This window comes from Solwaraspora sp. WMMD792 (assembly GCF_029626105.1).
Taxonomy (GTDB): Bacteria; Actinomycetota; Actinomycetes; order Mycobacteriales; family Micromonosporaceae; genus Micromonospora_E.
On the sequence record NZ_JARUBH010000009.1, the window covers coordinates 2,979,334 to 3,003,573 of the forward strand.

At 70.0% G+C, this 24,240-nt stretch carries 20 protein-coding genes and 2 CRISPR repeat arrays (1 of these 22 only partly in view); of the genes, 5 read left to right on the forward strand and 15 right to left on the reverse strand.

Translation table 11 applies throughout. From position 1 onward, the window contains the following. Positions 1-2 precede the first annotated feature (2 nt). Genes O7629_RS14490 through O7629_RS14505 form a run of 4 tightly spaced genes read right to left on the reverse strand, consistent with a single transcriptional unit; the run spans position 3 to position 3,047 of the window. Positions 3-635, reverse strand: a complete 633-nt coding sequence (locus O7629_RS14490; protein WP_278169772.1) for a class I SAM-dependent methyltransferase — start codon at positions 633-635, stop codon at positions 3-5. Then, a complete protein-coding gene (thiL, locus tag O7629_RS14495; protein ID WP_278169774.1) occupies positions 632-1,753 on the reverse strand; it encodes a thiamine-phosphate kinase in 1,122 nt (373 codons plus the stop codon). Before thiL ends, O7629_RS14490 begins: the two co-directional genes overlap by 4 nt. After that, entirely contained in the window at positions 1,750-2,397 is a 648-nt protein-coding gene (locus O7629_RS14500) for a (d)CMP kinase (protein ID WP_278169776.1), read from the reverse strand. Before O7629_RS14500 ends, thiL begins: the two co-directional genes overlap by 4 nt. A gap of 50 nt (positions 2,398-2,447) precedes the next feature. After that, complete coding sequence (locus tag O7629_RS14505; protein WP_278169778.1) at positions 2,448-3,047, reverse strand: hypothetical protein; 600 nt, start codon at positions 3,045-3,047, stop codon at positions 2,448-2,450. A gap of 236 nt (positions 3,048-3,283) precedes the next feature. On the opposite strand from O7629_RS14505, the gene O7629_RS14510 reads away from it, so the two are divergent. Beyond that, positions 3,284-4,048, forward strand: coding sequence for a hypothetical protein (locus O7629_RS14510; protein ID WP_278169779.1), 765 nt, complete (start codon positions 3,284-3,286; stop codon positions 4,046-4,048). 41 nt (positions 4,049-4,089) lie between these two features. On the opposite strand, the gene O7629_RS14515 is transcribed toward O7629_RS14510, so the two are convergent. Both O7629_RS14515 and O7629_RS14520 read right to left on the reverse strand, forming a co-directional pair. After that, positions 4,090-4,677, reverse strand: coding sequence for an HIT domain-containing protein (locus tag O7629_RS14515; RefSeq protein WP_278169780.1), 588 nt, complete (start codon positions 4,675-4,677; stop codon positions 4,090-4,092). A gap of 80 nt (positions 4,678-4,757) precedes the next feature. Beyond that, positions 4,758-5,540, reverse strand: coding sequence for a transposase family protein (locus O7629_RS14520; protein WP_278168437.1), 783 nt, complete (start codon positions 5,538-5,540; stop codon positions 4,758-4,760). A gap of 290 nt (positions 5,541-5,830) precedes the next feature. On the opposite strand from O7629_RS14520, the gene O7629_RS14525 reads away from it, so the two are divergent. Together O7629_RS14525 and O7629_RS14530 are read left to right on the forward strand one after the other, a co-directional pair. After that, the gene (locus tag O7629_RS14525; RefSeq protein ID WP_278169781.1) at positions 5,831-6,658 is read left to right on the forward strand and encodes a DUF5753 domain-containing protein; all 828 of its coding nucleotides are present in this window, start codon (positions 5,831-5,833) and stop codon (positions 6,656-6,658) included. After that, positions 6,655-6,849: a DUF397 domain-containing protein gene (locus O7629_RS14530; protein WP_278169782.1), complete on the forward strand. Its 195-nt coding sequence runs from the start codon at positions 6,655-6,657 to the stop codon at positions 6,847-6,849. The genes O7629_RS14525 and O7629_RS14530 overlap by 4 nt, the downstream gene beginning before the upstream one ends. A 60-nt stretch (positions 6,850-6,909) precedes the next feature. Next, positions 6,910-8,222: direct repeats of the CRISPR family, unit length 36 nt; unit sequence GCCTCAATGAAGGGCAGCTCCCGAGAGAGCTGCGAC. A gap of 208 nt (positions 8,223-8,430) precedes the next feature. On the opposite strand, the gene cas2 is transcribed toward O7629_RS14530, so the two are convergent. The 9 genes from cas2 to O7629_RS14575 form a co-directional block, all read right to left on the reverse strand. Continuing rightward, the gene (cas2, locus tag O7629_RS14535; RefSeq protein WP_278169783.1) at positions 8,431-8,733 is read right to left on the reverse strand and encodes a CRISPR-associated endonuclease Cas2; all 303 of its coding nucleotides are present in this window, start codon (positions 8,731-8,733) and stop codon (positions 8,431-8,433) included. Continuing rightward, complete coding sequence (gene cas1, locus O7629_RS14540; RefSeq protein ID WP_278169785.1) at positions 8,730-10,328, reverse strand: CRISPR-associated endonuclease Cas1; 1,599 nt, start codon at positions 10,326-10,328, stop codon at positions 8,730-8,732. The genes cas2 and cas1 overlap by 4 nt, the downstream gene beginning before the upstream one ends. Positions 10,329-10,330: 2 nt before the next feature. Further along, positions 10,331-11,392, reverse strand: a complete 1,062-nt coding sequence (locus O7629_RS14545; RefSeq protein ID WP_278169786.1) for a hypothetical protein — start codon at positions 11,390-11,392, stop codon at positions 10,331-10,333. Next, positions 11,389-14,229 carry a type I-U CRISPR-associated helicase/endonuclease Cas3 gene (gene cas3u, locus O7629_RS14550; protein ID WP_278169788.1) on the reverse strand — a complete coding sequence of 947 codons (2,841 nt, stop codon included), beginning with the start codon at positions 14,227-14,229 and terminating at the stop codon, positions 11,389-11,391. Before cas3u ends, O7629_RS14545 begins: the two co-directional genes overlap by 4 nt. Then, positions 14,226-15,752, reverse strand: coding sequence for a type I-U CRISPR-associated protein Csb2 (csb2, locus tag O7629_RS14555; RefSeq protein WP_278169790.1), 1,527 nt, complete (start codon positions 15,750-15,752; stop codon positions 14,226-14,228). Before csb2 ends, cas3u begins: the two co-directional genes overlap by 4 nt. Further along, complete coding sequence (cas7u, locus tag O7629_RS14560) at positions 15,749-16,984, reverse strand: type I-U CRISPR-associated RAMP protein Csb1/Cas7u (protein WP_278169791.1); 1,236 nt, start codon at positions 16,982-16,984, stop codon at positions 15,749-15,751. The genes csb2 and cas7u overlap by 4 nt, the downstream gene beginning before the upstream one ends. A 97-nt stretch (positions 16,985-17,081) precedes the next feature. Beyond that, on the reverse strand, positions 17,082-20,306 hold the full coding sequence (locus O7629_RS14565) for a DUF87 domain-containing protein (protein ID WP_278169792.1): 3,225 nt from the start codon (positions 20,304-20,306) through the stop codon (positions 17,082-17,084). Beyond that, positions 20,303-21,007 (reverse strand): hypothetical protein, encoded by a 705-nt coding sequence (locus O7629_RS14570; RefSeq protein WP_278169793.1) that lies wholly within the window; start codon positions 21,005-21,007, stop codon positions 20,303-20,305. Before O7629_RS14570 ends, O7629_RS14565 begins: the two co-directional genes overlap by 4 nt. A gap of 1 nt (position 21,008) precedes the next feature. Continuing rightward, the gene (locus O7629_RS14575) at positions 21,009-21,974 is read right to left on the reverse strand and encodes a DUF559 domain-containing protein (protein WP_278169794.1); all 966 of its coding nucleotides are present in this window, start codon (positions 21,972-21,974) and stop codon (positions 21,009-21,011) included. A 451-nt stretch (positions 21,975-22,425) separates the two neighbouring features. Between O7629_RS14575 and O7629_RS14580 the strand changes: the two genes are divergently transcribed. Further along, positions 22,426-23,253 carry a DUF5753 domain-containing protein gene (locus O7629_RS14580; RefSeq protein WP_278169795.1) on the forward strand — a complete coding sequence of 276 codons (828 nt, stop codon included), beginning with the start codon at positions 22,426-22,428 and terminating at the stop codon, positions 23,251-23,253. Beyond that, positions 23,250-23,444 carry a DUF397 domain-containing protein gene (locus O7629_RS14585; protein WP_278169761.1) on the forward strand — a complete coding sequence of 65 codons (195 nt, stop codon included), beginning with the start codon at positions 23,250-23,252 and terminating at the stop codon, positions 23,442-23,444. Before O7629_RS14580 ends, O7629_RS14585 begins: the two co-directional genes overlap by 4 nt. Before the next feature lie 58 nt (positions 23,445-23,502). Further along, a CRISPR array of direct repeats spans positions 23,503-24,240; the repeat unit is 36 nt; unit sequence GCCTCAATGAAGGGCAGCTCCCGAGAGAGCTGCGAC (it continues 87 nt past the right edge of the window).

Here is a 24,240-nt window from a genome sequence, read left to right on the forward strand (position 1 = left end):
CACTACCGTTCGGGGCGTTCAGTCGTGGCGGTGAACCAGTCCTTGCGGCTGCTGACGTCCAGCTGCGCGACGCGCAGCCCCACCTTGCCGCACAGCACCGCGAAATCCGCCGGGTCGTAGTAGGTGAACCAGCGCGGGGCCGGAAAATCGTCGGTGCTGCGCCACCCGTCGCGACCCCCGTACTTCATGCTGATCAACGCCATACCGCCGGGCAGCAGAATCCGACGGATGTTCTCCAGCGCAGTGACCGTGTACTGCCGGGGCAGGTGCAACAGGACCCCGCTGGCGATCACACCGGCGAAGGTCGCGGAACGCAGCGGCAGGGCGAGCACGTCGCAGCAGACAGCAGCGCCCACGGCGATGCGTGCCGTCGTGGCGCGCAGCAGCTCCGGGGTGACGTCGGCGAGGACAACGGTCCGGCCGGCGGCGGCGGCCAGGTCGGCGTCGCGACCCGCGCCGCAGCCGAGGTCAAGCACCGGCCCCGGCCCGAGCTCGGTGAGGAAGGCCGTCAACTCCTGCCGCAGCCCGGGAAACCGACGGTAGTCGGCAGTCATCGCCGTGTAATGCTCGACCAGGGCCGCGTAGGAGCGGCGTACCTGGACGGTGCCGGGCCAGCCGGCGGCCACGGCGGTCACCGCGTCGGGGTCCCGGGAGTGCCGCCCCCGGTGACGAGGGTGCTGATGTCGGTGCTCTGATGTTTCCAGGCGACGCCGGGCAGGCCGGTTCTGCTGCCGTCGCGGGTGAGGAGGGTGACACCGTCCTCGGGTGGGGTGGCGCGGCCGATGACGTCGAAGGTAAGGCCGTTACGGTCGAAGGCGTCGCGGCAGGCGTCGAGCCGGTCCGGCGGGACGGTGAAGGCGAGCTGGAAGTCGGCTGACGCGCTCATAGCCAAGGTGACGTCGTCGGTGCCGGCGAGTTTGGCGACGGCGCTGACGGCGGGGTGGACGGCGATGTCGTCGGCGGTGACAGTGAAGCCGACACCGCTGGCGGCGGCGAGTTGTTCGATGGTGGCGCGCAGGCCGTCGGAGGTGTCCTGGCAGGCGGTGGCGTAGCCGCCGGTGGAGAGCAACCGGCCTTCGGCGACCCGGGCGCGGGGCCGGCGCCAACTGTCGAGCAGGTCGGCTTCGATGCTGTCGGGCAGGGCCCAGCCGTTGACGGCACGCTTCGGGAAGTAGGCGACGGCCGCGCCGAGGACGCCGCAAGGGCCGGTGACGCAGAGGTGGTCGCCCGGTCGCGCGCCGCGGCGGGTCAGGGCGGTGCCGGTACGGCAGATGCCGATCGCGGACGCGGAGAGCACGATACGTTCGGCGTTGCCGATGTCGCCACCGACATTGACGGTGCCGAAGTCGGTGCAGGCCTGGTGGATGCCGGCCATGACGTCGAGGAATCCGGTGTCGTCGAGGTCGTTGGGGTAGCGCACGACGGTCAGTACGCCGATCGGCGCGGCACCCATTGCCGCGATGTCGCTGACGTTGGCGGCCACCAGGTAGTAGCCGATGTCGAAGTTGGTGAGCAGGCCGTGTTCGTAGAGGGCGAACTTCGGGCCGCGTACGTAATCGGATCCGACGACGAGGGTGACCGGCCCGTCGAGGTCGTAGACGGCGCAGTCGTCGCGGGCGTCCGCACCGGCGGTGAGGGTGGCGTACGGGCCGTGGCCGTCGCCGAGGATCGAGTCGGACTGGCCGCTGAGGAAGGCGCTGACGAGCGCGGCGACCCGGGTCGGTTCGTCGGAAAAGCTGGCGTGCAAGGTCATCGGGGCGCTCCCAGATGGTGTACGACTGCCCGCAGCACGGCAACTGCCGGCAGAAACGTGGTGTCCAGTACCAGGCCGTGTGGCCGGCAGGCGACATATTCACGAATGGTGTCGTCGAGCCGAGTAGGCGGTCCGACGTGGACGGCACGTCCCGGCTGCGCCCGGTGCTGGGCGCGGCGGCGTTCCCGCCGAACCGCGTCGGCGGCGGTGAGGAAGATGTGGCAGTCGGCGTCGGTCATGATCGTCGTGGCGCAGTCGCGGCCGACCGCGATCATCCGCTCATGGCCGTCAACGATCGTGCGGTGATATTGGGTGATGACGTGGCGCCATGCCGGGTCGGCCGACACGGCCCGTAGGTGCTGTTCCACTTCCGACGACCAGAGATCGTCGATGATGCTCTCCTGGTGGTAAACGACCGTCGGGGTGACCGGTCGCGTCCCCGGCGTGGCCGGCTCGTGCCGCAGCGCGTCGAACAGTTGCCGGCCGGGCGGCACCGGCCCACGCGAGGCGACGTAGGCGACGGCGCGGTACGTGAGCCCGGTGTCGAGTACGCGCATGTCCAGCTGCGCCGCGAGCGCGTACGCAAGACTTGTTTTGCCGCTGGCGGTCGGGCCGTCAATGGAGATCGCGAGTTGCTTGCGCATCGGCGAGGGTGGCCTTCTGTCGAAGCGGGACTGTCGTCACCGTAGGTCATTCACGCGAGCAGGCCGGGGTACGTTGGGCCCGGCGCGGTGATCAGGGGGGTGAGTTGTTCCTGCCAGCCAGCAGTAGCGGTCATCGTCGCCCGCAGCAGGTGCTTGCGGACCACCAGCGACCAGTCCCACTCGGGTTCCACGATGCCGAGCAGCGCGCCAGCCACCGAACGCAGATACTGTGGCCGGATGCGGCGCTGCGCGTCGAATGCGACGTGAGTGGTGTCGCCGTCGGCGCAGTAGAAGTAGGGTCGGTCGGACTCGGCGAAGCGCTGCAGCGCGGTGAAATCGGGCAGTCGGATGGCCGACAGCCCGTCGCCGACGATCATTTCCGCCAGCCGTGATCCATTGACCGGCAGAACATGCCAGTGGGCGTGGGTGATACACCCGGAAGGCGTTGTCGTGGAAGATCCATGCTCCATGATGGCCATCTGGCCAAAGGTGGCGACATAGCGCGGCCGCAGCCACCCGACGACGTCCCGGACCTGACCGATCAGCCCGGCGTCAAGATGACCGAAGCTGAGATGGTGGCGCTCCGGAAGCAGGAGCAGATGCCCCACGACCAGCGGCGACAGGTCGGCGACGAGCCGCAGGCCCGACATAGATACGATCGTCCGACTCGGCGGATCTCCCCGGTACACGGCGGCGAAGCTGGCGCCGCCACCCGGGCGGAACTCGTCGCACAGCTCGTCACCATCACACACCGACAACCGGGGCATACCGACCTCCACGCTGGATGGTGAAGCGTAGACGTTCACGGTATCAGAGATTCAACAGACATCACTGCCGACAAATTGATCGACACGGCGGAGGTGGCATTACGGCTTACCGTTGAGGCATGCGGCCGCTCACGGCAAAGTTCCTTGATCGCACCATCATGCTGACCGCAACTTGCGTACTCGTTGCGGAACAGTATTCGGTGCCGTCTGCGACGTTCTGGGACGGAATCGCGGGCGGTCGCGGTCACATCGTCGGCGTTGCCGTCACGGCCATCGCGACGTTCGGCGCGCTCACGCCGACCCAGCTGTGGGCGGAACGGTCCCAGGTGGCCCGCCGCACCGCCGTACGACAGCAGGTTCTGCACCACCTCGGGCGGCTGCTGGCGATAGCCGCCCGGACGGCGCCGACGCTACCCGCAGCCGACCTTGGCCTGCACGTCTGGCGGGTCTCCTGGTCGCTACGGCGCCCGCACCGCCGGCTGGTCCGGGTGGCCACGTACCGACTGGGCAGCACACCGACCACCCGGGCGTTCGCGCCAGCATACGGCGTCGGAGTCGTCGGGCTCTGCTGGAAACGCAACGAGGAGGTCGCCGTTGACGTCGAGGCGCTCGCCGCGAAACTGACGACACAGGCCACGTACGAGGCGCACGTCGCGTCCCACGGTGGCGACGCCGTCATGAACCTGAGCTGGCCGGACTTCCTCCGGGTCCGCCACCGGGGCGCCGTTTTCGCCAGCCCGATCCGCGACGGCGAGGGCGAGTTCATCGGCTGCGTCAGCGTGGACAGCAGCCGGGGCTTCGCCGCCCTGGTCGGTGACGACCTGTGGCACGAGATCAACTCACTCTGCGTCCTGCTCGGCGACGACGGATTGGCCCACGTCTGACCCGGCACGACGCTGATCCGGTCCGGCGCACGCCGCGCCGCTCAGCGCAGCAACGGACCGGGCCGGCCGAGCGCTTCCGCCGTCGCGGCCGCCCACGTCTGCGGATCGCAGTTCGGCAATATCTGTCGGATGCCGCCGGCCGGGTCCTCGACGTCGCCGAACCTGCGCGGGATCACATGGATGTGCAGGTGGTCGATGCTGCGCCCGGCCGCGCGACCTTCGTTGACCCCGATCGTGTACCCATCCGGCCGCAGCCTCCCGGTCAAATCGTCGCGCACTACCAAGATCAGTTCGTACGCGTCCCGCACCTCCTGCGGGGTCAGGTCGAAGAACGACTCCACATGGCGCTTCGGCACGATCTCGGTGTGCCCCTCCACCGCCGGGAAGTTGTCCAGCCGGGCGAAGCAGGTCGAGTTCTCGTGCGAGATGCGGTTGACCTGCTCATCATCACGCCGGCAGAACAGGCAGTCCGCCGACAAGTCTTCATGAAGTTCCATCTTGCAGCCTTCCGTTGGCCCTACATGCCAACGCCGGCCTGCTGCCGACGCCTCAATGAAGGGCAGCTCCAGGAGGAGCTGCGACTGCTGAACGCAGCCTACGTGTGCCCTCCTGGCCACGGCCTGCGGCACCCGACCTGCCGCAGCACACGGCAGCCGTCCGGCTCATCCATCCCATCACGACCTCCGCCGAATTCACCATTGAGCCCTTTTCATGCTGCGTAGCGGTCGGTCTCGACGTGGTGCAGAACGAGGATGGCCTGCACGATCGCGGTCGCTCGCCGTGGACAGCAGCGCAGCTTGGCCAGGATCTTCCAGGCCTTGAGGGTGGCGATTGCGCGTTCACCGCGGGCGCGGATCTTCGCGTGGGCGCGGTTGATGGCCTTCTGCCGGCGTGACAGCTTCGGGCGGAAGCGGCGTCGCTTGAACGGAGTGCGCACGCTGCCGCGGGCTCCTTGGTAGCCCTTATCGGCGAAGGTCATCACGTCCGCCCTGGTCAGCGCATCGATAATGCCGTAGGTCCTGGCTGCGGTCAGGTCATGAACCGAACCGGGCAGCGCCGGTGAAGCCCAGACGAGCCGGCCAGCGGCATCGGCGATGACCTGCACATTCACGCCGTGGTGCTTGTGTTTCCCAGAGTAGTAGGGTCGCTGGTCGGCGACCCGATCGATCGGAATCAGGGTGCCGTCCAGGATCGCGTACGCCAGTCGGCGGATCCGTACCATGGCGGTGGCCAGGTCATCGGCGGCCGTCGCGAGCAGGGCTATCGCTTCCTGGACGTAGCGCCAGGCGGTGGCGACGCCGATCTCGAAGCCGGCCGCGAGTCGGGTGTAGGTGTCGCCGTTGCGCAGATGGGCCAGGGCGAGCAGCGCCTGCCGGCCGGGTTCGAGGCGCCGCCACCGCGATCGGCGCTGCTTACGGTGGCTGCGGATGCGTTCGGCCAGGTGGTTCAGGGTGCGGCTGGACAACGAGATCGTGGCGGGGTAGGACAGCATGGCGAGGCTCCCGGTCGGGGCTTCGAGTCTTGGTCGACAGCTGTCCTACCTGGAGCCTCGCACCCATCGATCAGCGGGCCTACCGCATCCGCCCTGAGCTGCAAGATCAGCTTGGAAAAGGCTCATTGTCGCGGCCCGCGTTTCCCTTCCCGATAAGGCAGAATCGATCGCGTACGCCGGTCCGTCTCCACTGTGATGTGGCGACGATCCGGCGTACGGCCCGGCCTGGTGTTTCATTTTGAAACATTGGCGCGGGTGCTGGGTGTGTAGGATTAGAGGAAGGTGAAGCGATGCCGGTCACCGGACCGACTGTGGTACGCCGCCAACTGGGGCGACGGCTGCGCCGGCTGCGGGAGGAGGCGGCCCGCACCGAGCAGGAGGTGGAGCGGGCGAAGGTCTGTTCCCGTACGACGTTGTGGCGCATCGAGAACGGCAAGTTCCCGGTCAAGATGAACACCGTACGAGGTCTCTGCTGGTTCTACGGTACGGACCCGGAGACGACGGACGCGCTGACCCGACTCGCCGCCGCCTGTGACGAGCAGGGCTGGTGGGAGTCGCACGGCAACGCCGTACCGGACTGGTTCCGCTTGTACATCGGCCTCGAAGCCGCCGCGACGGAGATCCAGCTTTATGATCCAGAGTTGATCCACGGTCTGTTGCAGACGCCGGACTACATGCGGGCGGTGTTCCGGGCCGCCGACCGGCAGGCGTCCGAGCAGCAGATCGAGCGGCTGGTGTCGCTGCGGCTGGATCGGCAGATTTCTTACTACGACCGAGCCGAGCCGGCCCGGATCGTCGCGGTCCTCGGAGCCGGCGCGCTTGCGCGTGAAGTCGGCGGACCTGCGGTGATGGCCGAGCAGCGCGCCCACCTGGCCAACGTGGGCCGACGGGTACGGGTCGAGATCCGCGTCCTACCCTGGTCCGCCGGTGCCCACGCCGCCATGGTCAGCCCGTTCACCCTGCTCGACTTCGCCGACCCCGACGACCCCGACATCGCCTACGTCGAAACTCATCTCGGCTCCCGCTACCTGGAGCGCCCGGAAGAGTTGGCCGAGTACCGTCGGATTTTCCGAGAGGTCCGCGAGCAGTCGATCCCGATCGAGGAGCACCTGGCATGAAGCCTGACACCCCCTGGTTCAAGTCCAGCCGCAGCGGCGGCAACGGCGGTCAATGCGTCGAGGCCCGCCGGCATGCCGGCCAAGCCGAGGTACGCGACAGCAAGGACCGCACCGGTCCCACCCTCACCTTCACCACCCGGCAGTGGGGCACCTTCACCACAGCCCTGCAGTCCGGCGCTCTCCCCCACTGACAACCCAACCCACGACGGTGGGGGCTGCCTCGTACCCGAGGCAGCCCCCACCGCCCTGCCGCACCAATGAAGGGCAGCTCCCGAGAGAGCCGCGACTGGTGAAGCGTCCGCCGATCTTCACCGCGCACGAGCCTCAATGAAGGGCACTCCCGAGAGAGCCGCGACGCCTTCCTCCGCCGCAACCCGTCGCGCGCCGAGCCTCAATGAAGGGCAGCTCCCGAGAGAGCTGCGACGGGTCGATGGTCTGGGCGGCCTGTTCGCCGCGGCGCCTCAATGAAGGGCAGCTCCCGAGAGAGCTGCGACACCTCGGCGCCGGACTCACCGTCCGCCGCCGTCAGGCCTCAATGAAGGGCAGCTCCCGAGAGAGCTGCGACGGAGTGGCGAGCATCCGGGTCGATGAGAGTGGGATGCCTCAATGAAGGGCAGCTCCCGAGAGAGCTGCGACGTCCCCGCCGGACCCGGTCGACGACGCCCGCGCCGCGCCTCAATGAAGGGCAGCTCCCGAGAGAGCTGCGACTGATCAAGGGGTTGCGAGACGACTGGCGAGACGCCCAGCCTCAATGAAGGGCAGCTCCCGAGAGAGCTGCGACCGAGGTGTTCGCCGAATGCCAACGCCACCTGAGTAAGCCTCAATGAAGGGCAGCTCCCGAGAGAGCTGCGACCGAGCACTTCGCCTGGGCGCGCGATCGCGCCCTCGAGCCTCAATGAAGGGCAGCTCCCGAGAGAGCTGCGACTGGCGCGGGCCAAGCAGATCGACGCCATCGCCGTGCCTCAATGAAGGGCAGCTCCCGAGAGAGCTGCGACGGCGTGCGGCAATCGCTCGCGGCGAGTCGCGGGGCCTCAATGAAGGGCAGCTCCCGAGAGAGCTGCGACTTGGACGATGGTCCGGTCGTCGAGCAGGGCACCGCCTCAATGAAGGGCAGCTCCCGAGAGAGCTGCGACTCTCGTCGTCGCTGGACAGCACCAGGCCGGCGGTCTTGCCTCAATGAAGGGCAGCTCCCGAGAGAGCTGCGACCAGGTAGAGCAGTTTCTACTGTTGCGCGGGCAAACGCCTCAATGAAGGGCAGCTCCCGAGAGAGCTGCGACCCGGAGACGGCCGCACCGAGTGCGATCTCTGCGGTAAGCCTCAATGAAGGGCAGCTCCCGAGAGAGCTGCGACCCATTCCCGAGATCAAGGAATGGGAAGCGGGAACGAGCCTCAATGAAGGGCAGCTCCCGAGAGAGCTGCGACTGCCAGTGCTGGTCTGCCCGTCGCCCCAGTCGACGAAGCCTCAATGAAGGGCAGCTCCCGAGAGAGCTGCGACTGCCTGGTACGTGAAGAAGGACAGCATTCCTTCGCCTCAATGAAGGGCAGCTCCCGAGAGAGCTGCGACAGGGTCCAAAGCTTACCCCTCCTGGCCTGCGGCGGAACCACCGCCCCGCGAGAGGTCCCTCAACAGAGGGCCCCACGACCACCAAATAACCGCGATCGTCCACTATCGAATGGCACTTGAACAGGCAAAACAGCTCCGCGAAGGGTCCGCGCTCACGGCCGTCACGACGGACCCCTCGCGGAGGGCAGCGGTAGGGCGGGCGACGGGGCTACAAGATCGCCGGACCGTGCCCGGTGATCGGGCGGCCCTGGCCGATCACGTCGAGCGACCGGCTGGCGCGCTCCCGCAGCGTACCCAGGTCGCAGAACAGGATGGAATCCGTACCCTGGTTGATCATGTCGGTGAGCGCGGCCCGCAGCCGCAGGATCTTCGCCGGACGGGCATCCACGACGAACACGCTGTACTGGACGCGATCGCCGTACGATTCGAGCTTCTTCGCCACCCGCGTACGCCGTACGTCGTCCGAGACGTCGTACGCGACGATGTAGCGCCGTACGTCGTCGAGGCTCATCGGATCTTGATCCCCTCGTAGCGGGGCTGTGTCCCGTCGATCACGCCGAGCACCAGGCGCGCCTGGATCTCCATCGCGCGCCGCCAGTTCACCTCGTAGCCGAAGATCGGATGCCGGAACGTGCTGGTGACCCGGCGTTCGTAGCCGGCGATGAGTGCTTTGCGGCCACGGTCGCCGATCCGGGTGGTGCCGAGCGCAGTGGAGAAATCGCGGGCGCGGAGCTCGCCGTTGTTGAAAGCGGTGATGACGACCGAGTCGGCGACGGCTGCCCGAAACTCCTCGACCAGGTCGAGGGCGAGCGCGGGTTTGTTGCGTCCGCTGCTGTGCAGGAAGCCGGCGTGCGGGTCGAGCCCGCAGGCGACGACGGCCCGGAGCGCGTCGGCGGTCAGCAGCCCGTAGCAGAGGTTCAATGCGGCGTTGATCGGGTCGCGGGCCGGGCGTCGGGTCCGTACGGAGAAGGCCAGCCCTTCGGTGTCGACGACCTTCGACCGGAACATGGTGAGGAACTGGGCGAAGTAGCCGGCGGCGGCCTCACCTTCGATGCCGAACAGGTCAGCCACTGACGGCGCGTCGAGGGCGTGCCGTTGCAGCTCACGCAGCCGGGTCACCGTGTCCGGTGTGTCGCCGAGCCGGCGCAGCAACGTCGCCTGGTTGGCGATCTTCGCGGCGACGAACTGTCGGGCCAGGTCGATCCGCCCGTTGTGGGAGGCGACGTGTTGCAGCAGCCGAGGGCCGCCGTTGGGCCCCTGCGCCGGCCTGGCCCATCCGGTGACCCGGCCGGTGCTGGTGCACCACACCACGGACAGGCTGCGCCACAGCACCTCCCGGATCAGGCCGCTGGACAGGTCGACGTTGCCGTGCACCACCAGGCCCTGCACGCGTTCGATCGGGAACGACCCGAGCTTATCGCCGCTCTTGCTGACCTCGATCCGTCCTCGCTCGACGTAGGCGCGTGAGCCGGGTGTGGTCAGGTGCAACACCTGGGTGTCCGGGTCGGCGACGACGATCCGGCGGGTCACCGGCGCGAGCGGGCGTTCGTCGGGCAGGCAGACGCTGATGTGCGAGCAGCGGGAGCAGCGCCGGTCGTTCTCCAGCGGCGGCGGGGCCTGCTCGGCGTCGAGCGTACGCAGGGTGGCCGCCACCATCTCCCGGGCGGCCGCCACGTCGGCCGGCGACAGGGTGATGTCGACCCGTACCCGGTGGTTGGTGAAGTAGACCGCCTGCCCGGCCACCGGGTAGCCCATGTCGGCCAGCGCCCGAGCCTGGAGGGCGACCTGGATCCGCATCGGTTCGGTGACTTCCGGGCGGCGGCGCACCGGGGTGGCTTTGTGTTCGACTACGGTCATCGCGGCGTCGTCGTCGAGCTCGACGGTGTCGCAGCGCCCGTACACCCCGAGGTCGTGGCTGACCACGTCGACCGCCCGGTAGCGCCGGGACCGGGAACCGGTCGGGTCGTCGACCGGGGTGTGGGCCTGGACGCCGACCTGCACCTGGTGGGTGTCGGTCGACTCGCCGGCTGCTTCCAGCCAGGCCCGGCGTGGGCAGAAGGCCTGGTGCGCCACCAGGCTGATCGGGAGCAGTTCCGGCGTCGTCATCGTCAGCGTCTTACGACGAGTGGCTTGTCGGTCTTGAGTAGTTCGCCGCGCATGGCACGGCGTTCGGGGGCGCTGTCACTGCCGAACCGCTGCACCGGGAAGCGGATGACGGCGGTGACGCCACGAGCTACCAACCATCCTCGGGCGGGCTCGCCGTCGACCGGTGTGCTGTCCGACGGCTTCCCGAGCGCCTTGGGTGGCAGTCCGGCCGCTGCGAACCGGGCCAGCTGCCCGCTGGCGAGGACCGTCCGGTGCCGGGCCGTGCGCCACCGCCCGGCCCACACGGGTACGCAGAACCAGCCGCCCGTTGCCCGTCCGATGTGGCCGCTGGTGGTGGCGGTCGCGTTGACCCGCTGCGCGATCGGGAACTGGGAGATGCCCCACAGCGCACACCAGGCGAGGGCGTTGTCGGTCGGGCCGGGGACGGCGAAGCCGGTCGGCGTACGGCTGTCGGGTTTGTCCTTGGCGATCTCGTCGCGGACCCGGCGGCCGGCCAGACCGTCCGCGACCTCTTCGGCAGTACGGGCGGCGACGGCTGCGGCGAGGGGCCGGAGCCGGTTGCCGACGAACTCGGAGCCCTGGTTGCGGGGCTGCATTTCCAGCCGGCTCGCGCCGTCGTCCTGCAGCCGGTCGCCTTTGCCGTTGTGGCTCCAGTAGGCCGGTTCGCCGAGCGCGGCGATCAGCCGCAGGTCGAGCATCGCCCGTGCGTCGGTGAGTTGGTCGAGCACCTGATGCCGGCGTTGCTGCAGGTCATGCCAGCCGTCCCCGGTGGTGATGACGCTGATCCGGGGGCTCATCAGCGCTCGCTGCTCGCCGGCGCGCAGCTGCCGGCTGGGCCAGGCCTCCGGGTCGTCGTGGCGGGCGGCGTGCCGGCGGACGATCTCGCCGATCGCCTCCGGGGTGGCCTGGGGGGCGCTGAGCACCGGGCGGCTGTTCATTCCGGGTGTCCAGGACAGCCGGACGTCGTCGAGACCGGCGTCCTCGGCGATGGCGGCGAGCCCGTAGAGCGCCATGTGCGACAACATCGTGTACGGGTCGGCGTGTGGCAGTACGAAGTCGGTCATGATCCCTCCGCGGAGACCTGCCCGTCGGCGGCACGGAGCAGCGCTTCCAGGTAGGCGCAGCCCCACACCCCCCACCGGCGGTGGGTGCGTTCGATCAGTTCGTCCCACCGGCCCTCGTCGAACAGGTCCACGGCGGTCGCGTCTGTGTCGCCGACGAGCTGCCCAGCGGTGTGCGGGAAGCCGTGCCGGCCGTGCCCGTGGCTGGTGCCGACCAGCCGGACGATCAGCTCCAGGCTGGCGTCGTCTTGGACGGCGGAGTCCTGGCTGGACAGCGCGCACCAGGCAGAGACCACGGAGAGCTGTTCGTGGCGCCACCCGGTCGGCAGTCCGGATTTCTGCCGCAGCCGCCGGATGATCCGCGCGTCCCGCACACCGCTCTTGGCCAGCGGCTCGGGCTGCTTCGGGTCAGCGTTCAGCCACCGCTGGAACCACTCGTCGGCTTTGCCGTCGTCGTGGTGCAGGCCGGCCAGTCGCAGCACCTGCACCAACTCGGGGGCCAGGCCGAGCCGGCCGGCGACCGTTTCGGCGCGTTGCGCGACGGCGTGGGCGTGCTGGCTCAGCAGCACCTTGCGGCGGCGCGGAGTCCACGTCTGGCGCAACTCGTCGTCGACGGTCGCTTTCCGCAGGTCGACGACGATCAGCCGGGCGAGTTCCGGCTTGCCGTCGTCGGACTCCTGCCAGTGCGGAATCACCTCGGCCCCGGCCCGTTCGCTCTCCGGCCGGTCGAGCAGGGCGGCCGCCGCGACCACCATCGGACGCGGGGTCACCGCGTCGCGGTGCACCCGCAGCAGCTGGGCGGCCTCCATAGGCTCCAGTTCGGCGGCCTCCGGAGTGTCCGGGTCGTCCTGGTCGACGACGGTGGCGGCGACGGCGTCCAGGAACCGGCGGTGTGCGGCCGTGTCGCGTTCGATCCGCAGCACCACCTGGCCGGGTTTCGGGTCGGCGAGGGCGTCGAGCACGTCGTCGACCCGTTCGGTGCCGTCCGGGTCGACGACCTTGGAGGTGAACAGCGCAGTGGCGTCGTCGAGGACGAGCAGGTCACCAGGGCGGATCCGCTCTCCGTCGGTCAGCGGGCGCGGCGCGGGATCCGTGGGTCGGACCAGCATCGGTACGGGCACCGGGTCCGGACCGGCCTTGGCCGCTGCCTCCGCCAGTTCCTTCAGCCGGTCCCGGATCCTGGTCGCCGCTTTGATCGACACCGGGAAGACCTCGTACGGGCGGGGCGGCAGGGCCTCGATCAGCTTGACGGCGTCGGAGATGTCGGCCGGCAGCGCCCGCCGCACCACGACGCCGAACTCGTGGTCGGCTGCGTCGAGGTCGTCGGAGAGCCACAGGTCGAGGTCGTCCTGCGCGGCGGCCAGGTCGTCGCTGGTCCGGGCCAGCTGCCACGCCTGCGCCAATTCCAGCCGTTGAAGCAGGTCGCGCCGCAGCTCCGGGGCGGGTGGCCGGGGGTCGCGCAGCGCCCACGGGGCGAGGCCGGCCGGGTCGACGGCCCGCCCGGCCAGCCAGGTGAGGGCCGCCGCCAGGTCGTCCCGCTGGTACGGCCCGGACTGGGCCGCGTCGGGCAGCTCGTCGGCCGGCACCAGCACGCTGATCTCGGTGACGGGACGGACGCCGAGCCGGTTGACCCGGCCGGCCCGCTGGGCGAGCGCCCCGCCGGGGGCCAGCTCGGTCACGGCCGCCGCCAGATCCAGGTCTACCCCGACTTCGAGACTCTGGGTGCTGACCAGGACGTCGACCGTCGGATCTCCGGCGAGGCTGAGCAGCGTTGACGCGGGCGGCCGCAACCGGTCCACGTCGTACGGCCGCAGCCGCCCACAGATCAACTCGACCTTGAGGTCACGCGCCCGTAGTTCAGTGGCGACGGCAGCGGCCACCGCGACACTGTTGACGAAACAGCCGACCGTCGTGCCGTGCGCGTCACCCGACCGTACCGCCTCACGCAACCGTACCGCCTCGTCGGCCAGCGCCGCGACGCCCGCCTTGAACGCCGGGCCGGTCTTCGGGATCGGCCAGTTCGGGATCGGCCGCAGGGTGACCGGCTTCGGGGTGGTCAGCCGCTGCCGCAGCGGCGCGTCCACGGCCAGGTCGTCGGCTTCGACGCCGACGGCCACCCCGGCGTCGGCGTGTGGCGTGGCGGTGGTCTCGACGACCTGCAGCACCGGTACGCCGAGCGGCTCGTCGGCGACGGCGGCCAGTTCGGCGACCCGGCGGGCGGTGGTCACCAGCTGCCGGGACAGGTGCGCCTCGTCGACGACGGCGACGGTGTCGTAGGCGAGCAGCCCGGCTTCCCGAGGCCGGGCCTGCGTCCGCGACCCGTAGCCGGCGAGCAGCAGCCGCGACCCCCACATGTCCGGGGTGGCACAGAGCACCGCCGCACCGGTCGGTTCGTCCAGCCAGGACCGGGACGGCGGCGCGCCGCCGCGCAGCAGGGCCACCGTCAGCGGACTCGCGGTCGGTTCCGCCTGCCCGGTACGCAGCGAGTCGAGCGCGGCGGCGACCCGGGCCAGCACGGTCCGGTCGTCTCGGGCCGTCGCCAACAGGTCGGCGATCGCCGTCGCGTGTTCGTGCTGGTCGTCGACGAGGGCCCGGCGGTCGACGACGAGGGCGAGCCGGCGCGGTACCCGTACGGGGTGGCCGGCGGCCATCAGCGCCACCGCGAACACGTGCACGTCGATGACGCTGGTCTTGCCGGCCCCGGTCGGCGCGACCAGCTGGTCCGGCCAGCGGCCGGTGGCCAGCAGATGGTCGACCAGCCGTTCCTGCCAGCGGAACGGCTGCTGCCCGGCTCGGACGGCGGCGAAGAAGGCGCCGAAGTCGGCGCGGTCGACGCTCACCGGGCCAGCCGGCGGGCGATGGCTTCCGGCAGGTCCCGGGGCACCAGCAGGCCGCCGCCGAGGTGCCGGCTCTGCCCGATCGCGGCGATCGTCCGTGGGCCGGTCAGGTCGCCAAGGTTGAGCACCGCCCGGTACGGCTGGATGATCGTGTCCTGGTGGACCTTGTGTACGTACCGGCCGACGTCGCCGTCCATCACCCGTACCGCTGATTCGACCCGGACCCCGCGCGCGGACGCCGCCCTCGCCAACGCCTCGTAGCGGGCTTCTCCCCGCTCCGGCACCTTCTCGAACTGGTCGCGCCAGACCAGGGCGACCGACAACGCGGCGGCGTCGGTGAGGGACCAGGCGCGGACGCGTCCGCGCGGCGGCCGACTCTCCGGTACGGCGACCGGCTCGGTCTGCCACCATCGCTGCGTGCCGGCGGCCGGCTGCGGCCAGAACTCGTCGGCCGCGACCTCGACCGGCGGCTTGACCCCGAACGGGCCGGCGGCGACCTTGACCTGCCGCAGGTGGTGCGCCGCCATCCGGATCAGGGTCAGGTCGATGTCGTCGGCGTCGCGGGGCAGCAGCAACGCCAGCGCGGTGCCGCCGACGTGCGGCGCGTCCGGGCCGACGAACTGGATCGCGCACCGGTTCGCCGGCTGTCGCGCGTCGTCGGCGTACGCACCGGTGAGGATCGCGGGGGCGCCGTCGCCGACGAGCGAGACCAACGCCCGGTGTACGGCGACCGCGTACCGCACCCGCAGCTGTGGCGGGACCGGCTGGTCCATGCCGAACAGCAGCACCGACGTCCACGGCGTCAGCGGTGGCGGCTGCTCCTTAGCGGTGTAGCGGCCGAGTTCGACGCCGGCGGTCACACTCGGCGGCGCGACCGTCCTCTCACTCGACCTGTGCGCATCGGACTTGAGCGTTGGCGCGGCTGTCGTCTCCCGGTGCGCCGCTTCGAGGGCGTCCGACCTGCCGGCGACCGCTACCGCCAGGTCGAGCCCGTCGCCGGTGAACAGGTCGGCGTTGCGGTCGAGGCGGTGCGTCGGCTCGGCCTCGGCGACGACGAGGCGCACCGGTGACTCGGTCGTGCCGAGATAGGGCACCTCCGGGCAGAGCGCGGCCAGCGCGGCGGCCACCGGCTCAGGTGGTGGCTGCTCCCAGGTCCACGCGTACCCTCCGGTCACCGCGACACCGGTCACCGCCGGCTTACCGACCAGCTTCTCCGCCAGCGGGCCGCGGCCTTCCTTGACGATCAAACCCTCCTGCCGGTACGCCGTCGCCGCCCCGCCGTTGGGCAGCGTCTGTGGCACGGCGATGCCATCCGGCGGGTTGGCCTCCAGCCAACGCAGCGCCTCCCGGTCGGTGTCGCAGGGCTGGAGGCTGTCGCCGTCGGGGACCGCCCGCACCCCTTGGGCGGCAGCGCAGAGCAGGGCGGCGTGCAGCCGGGCCGGCGACGGCAGCGGGTCGAGCTCGCCGCTGCCGACGTGCCCCTTGTAGACGCCGAGGACCGGCTCGGCGACGATCGCGAAGCTCACTGGTCGTCACCCGTTTCGAGCGCGCCGGAGACGATGTCCGGGTTGCCGTCGACCCGCATCGCCAGACCCGACCAGGTCACGTCGGCGACCTTCTCGGCGTGTGCGAGGGCCTCGCCGAGCAGCAGGTCGGCGGCGTCGATGCTCAGCGGCTCGACGTCGGCGAACGATCCGCCGCGCTGGTCGAGCCGGACCTTCGGCTGCTCGGCCTCGACCAGGTCGCAGTTGGCCCGCAGGCACAGCTCGGCGTCGGAACGGGCGAGCGCGTTGAGCGCCAACGCGGCCAGCAGCGCCCGGCAGGCGGCGTCACCGTCGACGCCGGCACCGAAGCGCATCTGCCGCAGCGTCGCGAACGACAACACGTGCGTACGGATGATGGTGTCGCAGGCGACGCCGGCCAGCTGGTCGAGGGTGGGCGGGATGCCGCCGAGGCCGAGCGCGGATGCCGATTCCGCGGTGCCGACCTTGATCGCGTTGGCTGCCTTGAGGATCTTGCTGTGCGTGACTGGGCTCAGCTCGGCCTGCTGCCGGTTCGCCGTCTCGGTCATCGTCTTCTTGTCGAGGTTGATCTGCATGCCGACCGGGTCGACCCGCGCCCCGCCCCGACGGCCGGGCTTGGGCTCCATCAGGGCGCCGGTCTCGTCCCGGCTCGCCGCGACGAAGCCGACGATCTCGCCGACCAGGGCGCTGCGCCAGCGACCCTGCCGGCTGCGTCGGCTCGAATCCCAGCCACCGAAGACCAGCGTGATCGGGCTGGTCTCCAGCAGCGCCCGCGCGTTCGCCGGGCTAGCGTCCCGCACCGCCCGGTACTCGGGAGTCTGCGTGGTCGGCACCCCGTCGATCGTGCCGGCGCGAATGTGACCGTCGAAGACCCGGTGCGGCAACGTCAGGTCGTAGTAACGCTCGACCGCGCCGTCCCGCTCATAGGTGACCTGCACGTGCGGCACCCGCGACAGCAGCGAGTGTCCGTCCTCGATGGCCTGAGCGAGGGCCTGCTCGGCCCGGTTCAGCTGCGATTGTTTGCTGTCGATGATCGCCGCGTACCGGCTCTCGTCACCAAGGAAGCGCTGCTCGTACGCGTACACCGACCCCTTCCCGCGCTCGGGTGCGAACTTGGCCGGCGCGACCGAGGTGTGCCGGCCGCCGGCCGGCTCCAACGTGGTCGTTGACGTCAGACAGCTCGACCCACCGGGCGACCCGGCGGCCAGCAACACATCAAGATCCAACGAACGCACTCAGAATTCCTTTCTCATTTGCATCGGCGCGGGGGCAGCACTCACCGAGGACGGATGTACTGAAGCGCCGATAGGGGATTACTCGGCGGGCGACACCCTATCGTCCGGTGGCGACATTCTTTGGCTGGGTGCGGACGAGGACGTCTTCGGCGGTGAGTGGGCTCGCCGGATGGTGGGTGAGGCAGAGCGGCGTACGGGCCTTGCGGAACGGCTGGCCTTCGACCGCGACGTAGAACTGTCCGCTGGTCAGCTGCGAGATGTCCGGCACGTCGCCGCCCTTGAACCGGGCCATCTCGCGGGCCGCTTCGATGTGCACCGGCGCGTTGAGCAGCCCGAAGAACTGCGTCGCCGCGTTGCCGGGGATCTGACTGTGCAGGCCCTTCGGCGCCTGGGTGGCGAAGACCAGGCCGAGGCCGTACTTGCGGGCCTGGGAGGCGAGCATCAACGTGCTGCGGGTGCAGGGCGTGATCGGCCCGGACGGGGCTAGGGTCTGCGCCTCGTCCATCACCAGCAGCCCGCCCAGCGGCCGGTCACCGGCCGGGTTCCGCTTGACCCAGGCGAAGAGGGCAAGCTGAAGCTGATTGACGAAGCCCTGCCGTTTCTCCTCCCCCGGCAGGCCGACGAAACTGATCACCGAGACGCGGGCGCGTTTGCCCGGGGCCGGGGTCAGCAGCGTGCCCGGGTCGGCCGACTCACCCGTACCGCCGAACAGCGGGTCGTTGATCCGCGCCGCCTCCAGATTCTCGGCCAGGTCGGCGGCGATCGCCGCCGCGCCGGCCAGCTCGCTCACCCCGTCGGGCAGATCGCGGAGCAGGGCGATCAGCCCGGCGAGGGTCGCCGTCGCACCGTGCCGGCCGTAATGGCGCAACGCCTGCCGCAGGACGGCCTGCCCACGCATCGCCTTGGCGGTGTTGGCGGCCACCTTGGCGCGCGGGGCCAGCGCGTCGACGGCGCTGTCCACCGCCTGGGTGAACTCGTCCGGATCATCACGTACGCCAGAGAAGTCCGGCAGCGGCTGGAACGTCAACGGCCGGCCGCCCTCCCGACCCGGCGTCCACACCACGACCTCGGTCGCGGCGAGATAGTCGGCGGCGGCCCGCGCGTCGCCGTCACCCCACGCGGCCGGCGGCTCCGGCCACGGGTCACCGAGCCGGGCCAGGTCGTTGTTGGGGTCCAGGACGATCGCGGACACGCCAAGCAGCGCGCACTCCTCGACCAGTCGCCGGATCAGGACGGTCTTGCCGGATCCCGAGCCGGCGAAGATCGCGACGTGTTTGCGCAGCGCGGCCAGCTCCACCCGTACCGGGTCGCCGTTGTCGAAGTCTGCGCCGACGCGCAGCCGCACTCCGGCCGGTTCAGCCTCGGCATCGGCGGCCGGCTCAGCCGCCGGTTGCTCAGCAGCCGGTTCGGATGCGACGGCGGTGCCGGGTCCGTCGGATGCGGCCGGTTCGCGGGACGCGTCGGCGAGCGCGGTCGACAACAACGCGGTACGCGAGGCGGGCCGCCGGTCGGCCAGCCAGGTCTGCAGTCCGTCCGGTTCCTCGGCGAGGAGTGTCCGCAGCGCGACCAGGCTGCGCAGGTCGTCCTCGGTGACCGGCAGCGTCCGCCCACCGGCGGCGACGAAATCGTCCGCCGCCTTGCGCACGGCAGGAGTTTGCGGCCACTCGTCGTTACGCAGGATGAACAGTCGACGGTCGGCGACGCCGTGTGCCAACCCGGCGGCGACGCAGGCGTTGCGCAGCCGGGCCAGCTCGGCGTTGTAGTGCTGCGCGGCGATGGCCCGGAACGCCCAGTGGGCCTCGTCGCCGGTCGAGTCGTCGAGGGTGCGCCGTAGCCGGGCGTGCAGCACCGGCCGGCGGGCCGGGATGGTGTCCTGCTCGAAGTCGGTGTCCGCGCTTTCCCAAGTCCAGGCGCGCAGGCCGGCGGCGAGCAGCTGCGGCACCTGGGTGTCCTCATTGGCCGGGTCGAGCAGTCCGGCTACCTGCGCGTTCGCGCGAAGTTCGGCGTACCGCTGATCGAGCGTGCCCAACGACGAGCCGTCAGCGGCCGGTGTCGTCGGCCTCGTCGGCGTCGGTTTCGCCTCGGCGGTCGGCTTCTCGGCGGCGGCCGGGGTGAGCGTGGTCAGCGTGGTCATCTCGGTGACCTGGCCGTCGCGAACGCACGCGCGGATGTGTTTCTCGACGTTGATGAGCAGCTGCCGTGGGGTGAAATCCGGGGCGTCGGCGAACGCTTCGGGTCGCACCGGCCAGCTCGGGTACGGCGGCACGAACCCGACGTCGGCGTAGTGTGCGGCGAGCCGGCGTTCGACCAGGGTCCGGCCGAGGTCTGCGTCCGGGATCGATTCGAGCGGGGCGGTTTCCCGGAACCGGTCCTGGGCGGTGTCGACCGCGTTGCTTTTGATCAACGCCCAGGAGACGGGTAGCAGCGACAGCACGGTCAGCGTCCGGTGGGTCAGCTCCCGCAGCTCCATCAGGCCGCTGGCTACCTGGTCGATCGAGACCGCCGCCCGCCAGCCGTCCTCCTCCGCGCCGGTGCTGGGCGGCCCGGAAGCGTGGCTGCGGTTGGCCACCTGCGCGATCAGGCCGTCGACCTGGTCCACCGCGATGACCGACGGTCCGGTCAGCGCCAGCAGGCGTGACACATCGGAGACGATCTCCTGCGGCAGCCGCCGGGCCGGCCGGATGCCCCAGGCGAGGCGTTCGCCGGGCTCGGCCTCATCGCCGGCGAGCAGGTACGAGTTGGCGACGTCCTGGGCTCGCGGGTCGATGCCGGCGAGCAGGGTCAGCGCGCGGGCGGTGTCCCGGCAGCCGATCCCGATCCGACGATTCGACCAGCTCAGCGCGGCCACGAACTCGTTGAGCCGGTCCACGGTCATCGGGGCCCGGCCGGTCACCGCCATCCGGGTCACCACGGACAGTTCGAGGCCGTCGACGAGCCGGTGCAGAAACATCTGCAGCTGGGTGGTGCCGTCGTCGTCCACCGGCTGGTGCAGACCGTCGACCATCGACACGGCGGCGCTGCGCCAGAAGGCGCTGGCGTCGAGCAGGTTGATCAGGAAGAAGTAGCCGCCGTCGAGCTGGGTCAACTCGCGGACCCGGCTGAGCAGGTGGGTCTTGCCCGCGCCGCGTTGGCCCTGCACAGCGACACCGATCGGGCTGGTGTCCGGGCTCCTCTTGGCCAGCGCCAGTCCGTCGAGGATGGTCCGGAGCACGTCCGGGTGCAGCCCGTCCACGTGGGACGCCGCCGGCCGCCAGACGTCGTTCATCGCCGGCGTGTAGTTGAACTGCAGATGGGTGAGTGCTTTCAGCGCTGCTTCGGTCATGACGCCGCCATGGTGATCATGTGCTTGGGCTGATCGCCGACCACGACGGCGGCGGCCCGGGTCCGGGCGTCGAGGGCCTTCTGGTTGGCTTCCGGCACCAGGGTGACGCCGGGTCGGCGGTGCAGCCGGCGCAGGGCGGCGTCGATGTCGGCCCGGTCGAGGTCGTCGACCAGGTCGCGCAGGTCGGCAAGATTGACCAGGTCGCCGGCCCGGCTGGCAACCTTGTGGTACGCGGACAGTACGCGCTCCTCGACGGTTGGCTCGTCCGCGGCTGACTCGTTCGCTTTCGGCGCGTCGGGCACGGCCGGTAGGTCCTCGGCGACCGGCAGGTCCTTGGCGGCGGGGGCGTTCGAGGCGGTCACGAACTCGCCGAGGCTGAGTCGCTGCGCGGTCAGAAAACGATCCAATCGCAGGAGTACGGCGTAGAGTGCACCGCCGATGGCACCCGAACCGGGTGGCGGCGAGCCCGCAGCAAGTTCGGTGCGGCAACGCCGCCAACCCGCTTCACTCAACGTCAGGACGAGCCGGCGGGGCGTACCGCCGACTTCGATCAGTTTCAACCGCGCCAGCTTTTCCCGGGAGGGCTTCTTCAGCTCACAGCGATGATCATTGGTGAGGCTCGCATTGGGCACCGGGCCTGCCTCGGCCAGGAGAATCAGCAGCGCCGACGTCTCGACCATGGTCAACTTTTCGTCCGACATGTCAGGGTCCTTTTCCGGTACGTCGACGGTTGGTGAGGAACTGTTGCAGGAGTACGAGCACGTTGTCGATGTCGTCGAGCACCTGCGCGTTGGTGAAGCGAAGTACGGCGTACCCGTTGAGCTGGAGCAGCACGTCGCGGTGCCGGTCCTCGGTGAACTTCCCGGGCGTACGGTGGTCGTCTCCGTCGATCTCGACGACGCACCGTTCCCGTTTCCACAGCAGGTCGACCCGGACGGGGTTGACCAGCGGACCGGGCCGGATGGTGTGGTTCCAGGCGCGGCCGGCGGCCCATGCCCGGCGGGCCAGAGCGGCTTCGAGCACTACTTCGGCGCGGCTGGTCGGGTGCGGCTTGCCGACGACGCTCGGCGTCCGTCGGGTGCTGACCCGCGGCGCACGACGCGTCCGGGCCACCGGCGGCATCGGGACCTGCGGAGGCTCCGTCGCTCGCGGCCGGCTCTCGATGCCGTACGGCGAATCGCTGTCGATCCAGACGGTCAGCCGGCCGTGGTCGACCAGCCACTGTGCCGCCTGGGCCAGCGCCAGCGTCGCCGATTCGTCGAGGTGATCGGGCGGGCGTAGCACCAGCGCACACGCCGGTCGACCGAAGCTGGCCGCGATGACCCGGGCCAGCCCACGCGCCCGCACCTCGGGCGGATGCCGGCGAGTGTGTGCGGTCGACCCGGTCAGGGCGGCGGCGGCCAGGTCTGCGAGGAACGGGCCGGACTGGGCGGTCGCGGCGGCGTGGGCGACGGCGAGCCTGCGTACGGCGACCGGCGCGGCACCGGCCGACGTCGTGATCCCTTCGGCCCCGGGCAGCCAGGCAGGGAACAACTGGCCGGCGGTCGTTTCCATCTCGTCGAGGACGGCGGCGACCGTCGTCTGCTGGCTGGATGACCCGGCGGTACGCTGAACGACGACGGCCGGTGCGTCCGGCGAATTCGCTACCACGCGGTCCCAGTCGCCCATGCGAAGGTGCCTGATCCACACCACCTGACCAGTCGGCATCTCCGAGAGCGAAAGGACCAATGACCCGCCTAACGTGAGAAGTCGGCACCCATAGTGGCGAAGCGTTGATCGAATCGGCAATCATCCGAACGTCGGTGTATCGCCGCCGCCCGGCACCGGCCAGAAGCTGATCAACGGGCGTCACGTCAGCCCACCGGCGGGCTCAGCTGCACGGTGCGGAGGATCGGCCAGGTCGGCGACCACCGGACCGCAATGATCAACTTTCTCGCGAATCCCGTCGATTTCCTCCTGGTGGCGGGCCACATTTTCCGCCCACATACGGCAGACTCGATCGTGGACGCCGATCTGTCACGGGTCTGACGTGCGAATTCGGCGGCCAACCCAGCCCGGTGTTTCATTGTGAAACATCGACGCGGGTGGTGAGTGCGTCGGATGAGAGGAAGGTGAAGCGATGCCGGTCACCGGACCGACTGTGGTGCGCCGCCAACTGGGGCGGCGACTGCGCCGGCTACGGGAGGAGGCGGCCCGCACCGAGCAGGAGGTGGAGCGGGCCAAGGTCTGTTCCCGTACGACGTTGTGGCGCATCGAGAACGGCAAGTTCCCGGTCAAGATGAACATTGTACGAGGTCTCTGCTGGTTCTACGGTGCGGACCCGGAGACGACGGACGCGTTGACCCGGCTCGCCGCCGCGTGCGACGAGCACGGCTGGTGGGAGTCGCACGGCGACGCCGTACCGGACTGGTTCCGCTTGTACCTCGGCCTCGAAGCCGCCGCCACCGAGATCCATCTTTACGATCCTGAGCTGATCCACGGTCTACTCCAGACCCCGGACTACATGCGCGCGGTGTTCCGCGCCGCCGACCGGCAGGCATCCGAGCAGCAGATCGAGCGCCTGGTGTCGCTGCGGCTGGATCGGCAGATCTCCTACTACGACCGTGCCGAGCCGGCGAGGATCGTCGCGGTCCTTGGTGCCGGTGCACTGGCCCGTGAGGTCGGCGGCCCGGCGGTGATGGCCGAGCAACGCGCCCATCTGGTCAGCGTGGGTCGGCGGGTGCGGGTGGAGGTGCGGGTTCTCCCCTGGTCCGCCGGTGCCCACGCGGCGATGGTCAGCCCGTTCATTCTGCTCGACTTCGCCGACCCCGACGACCCCGACATCGCCTACGTCGAGTCCCATGTGGGCGCTCGCTATCTGGAGCGTCCGGAGGAGTTGGCGGAGTACCGTCGGATTTTCCGAGAGGTCCGCGAGCAGTCGATCCCGATCGAGGAGCACCTGGCATGAAGCCTGACACCCCCTGGTTCACCTCCAGCCGCAGCGGCGGCAACGGCGGAGCGTGCGTCGAGGCCCGCCGACACGCCGGCCACGCCGAGGTACGCGACAGCAAGGACCGCACCGGCCCCACCTTGACGTTCAGCACCGCCCAGTGGGGCACCTTCACCACCGCCCTGCAGTCCGGCGCCCTCCCCCACTGACCCAAACCCAGGGCGGTGGGGCACCTCGGGTACCGAGGTGCCCCACCGCCCTGCCTGCATCTCAACGAAGGGCAGCTCCCGAGGAAGCTGCGACAAATCAACCTCGACGACGCCGACCCGGCCGACACCAAGCAGCCTCAGTGAAGGGCAGCTCCCGAGAGAGCTGCGACGACGTCTACCCATGTACGGCGAGGTACCGCGTCCGGCCTCAATGAAGGGCAGCTCCCGAGAGAGCTGCGACCCAGCACGTGATCATCGCGCTGGTCGACTGCGAGAAGCCTCAATGAAGGGCAGCTCCCGAGAGAGCTGCGACCTGAGCGTTGAGTGTGATGCGTTGGCCGGGCGTGCCTCAATGAAGGGCAGCTCCCGAGAGAGCTGCGACGCGAAGAGCGCCGCCGGGAACCGTGCGGTCACGCCTCAATGAAGGGCAGCTCCCGAGAGAGCTGCGACGTTTGCGATGCTCCGGTAAAGCGAACTCAATATCGCCTCAATGAAGGGCAGCTCCCGAGAGCTGCGACCGCTCATCCCGGACGGTGGCGACATGGAGAACGGCATGCCTCAATGAAGGGCAACTCCCGAGAGAGCTGCGACAAGAGCTGCACGGGCCGGAGGGCGACGAGTAGCCGTGCCTCAATGAAGGGCAACTCCCGAGAGAGCTGCGACAAGGGCTCAACCCCGGCCTGCACACGTTCACCGCCAAGCCTCAATGAAGGGCAGCTCCTGAGAGAGCTGCGACATCCCCGACGCCGAGCACGCCGCTGCCGTCGCAGGGGCCTCAATGAAGGGCAGCTCCTGA

Bases quoted from the DNA above. Each gene is read 5' to 3' on its own strand.
- O7629_RS14520 (WP_278168437.1), bottom strand. From the start codon at position 5,540: ATGCTGTCCTACCCCGCCACGATCTCGTTGTCCAGCCGCACCCTGAAC.
- O7629_RS14525 (WP_278169781.1), top strand. From the start codon at position 5,831: ATGCCGGTCACCGGACCGACTGTGGTACGCCGCCAACTGGGGCGACGG.
- thiL (WP_278169774.1), bottom strand. From the start codon at position 1,753: ATGACCTTGCACGCCAGCTTTTCCGACGAACCGACCCGGGTCGCCGCG.
- O7629_RS14570 (WP_278169793.1), bottom strand. From the start codon at position 21,007: ATGTCGGACGAAAAGTTGACCATGGTCGAGACGTCGGCGCTGCTGATT.
- cas1 (WP_278169785.1), bottom strand. From the start codon at position 10,328: ATGACGACGCCGGAACTGCTCCCGATCAGCCTGGTGGCGCACCAGGCC.
- O7629_RS14580 (WP_278169795.1), top strand. From the start codon at position 22,426: ATGCCGGTCACCGGACCGACTGTGGTGCGCCGCCAACTGGGGCGGCGA.
- O7629_RS14575 (WP_278169794.1), bottom strand. From the start codon at position 21,974: ATGGGCGACTGGGACCGCGTGGTAGCGAATTCGCCGGACGCACCGGCC.
- O7629_RS14500 (WP_278169776.1), bottom strand. From the start codon at position 2,397: ATGCGCAAGCAACTCGCGATCTCCATTGACGGCCCGACCGCCAGCGGC.
- O7629_RS14565 (WP_278169792.1), bottom strand. From the start codon at position 20,306: ATGACCGAAGCAGCGCTGAAAGCACTCACCCATCTGCAGTTCAACTAC.
- cas2 (WP_278169783.1), bottom strand. From the start codon at position 8,733: ATGAGCCTCGACGACGTACGGCGCTACATCGTCGCGTACGACGTCTCG.
- O7629_RS14585 (WP_278169761.1), top strand. From the start codon at position 23,250: ATGAAGCCTGACACCCCCTGGTTCACCTCCAGCCGCAGCGGCGGCAAC.
- O7629_RS14545 (WP_278169786.1), bottom strand. From the start codon at position 11,392: ATGACCGACTTCGTACTGCCACACGCCGACCCGTACACGATGTTGTCG.
- O7629_RS14530 (WP_278169782.1), top strand. From the start codon at position 6,655: ATGAAGCCTGACACCCCCTGGTTCAAGTCCAGCCGCAGCGGCGGCAAC.
- O7629_RS14505 (WP_278169778.1), bottom strand. From the start codon at position 3,047: ATGTCGGGCCTGCGGCTCGTCGCCGACCTGTCGCCGCTGGTCGTGGGG.
- O7629_RS14510 (WP_278169779.1), top strand. From the start codon at position 3,284: ATGCGGCCGCTCACGGCAAAGTTCCTTGATCGCACCATCATGCTGACC.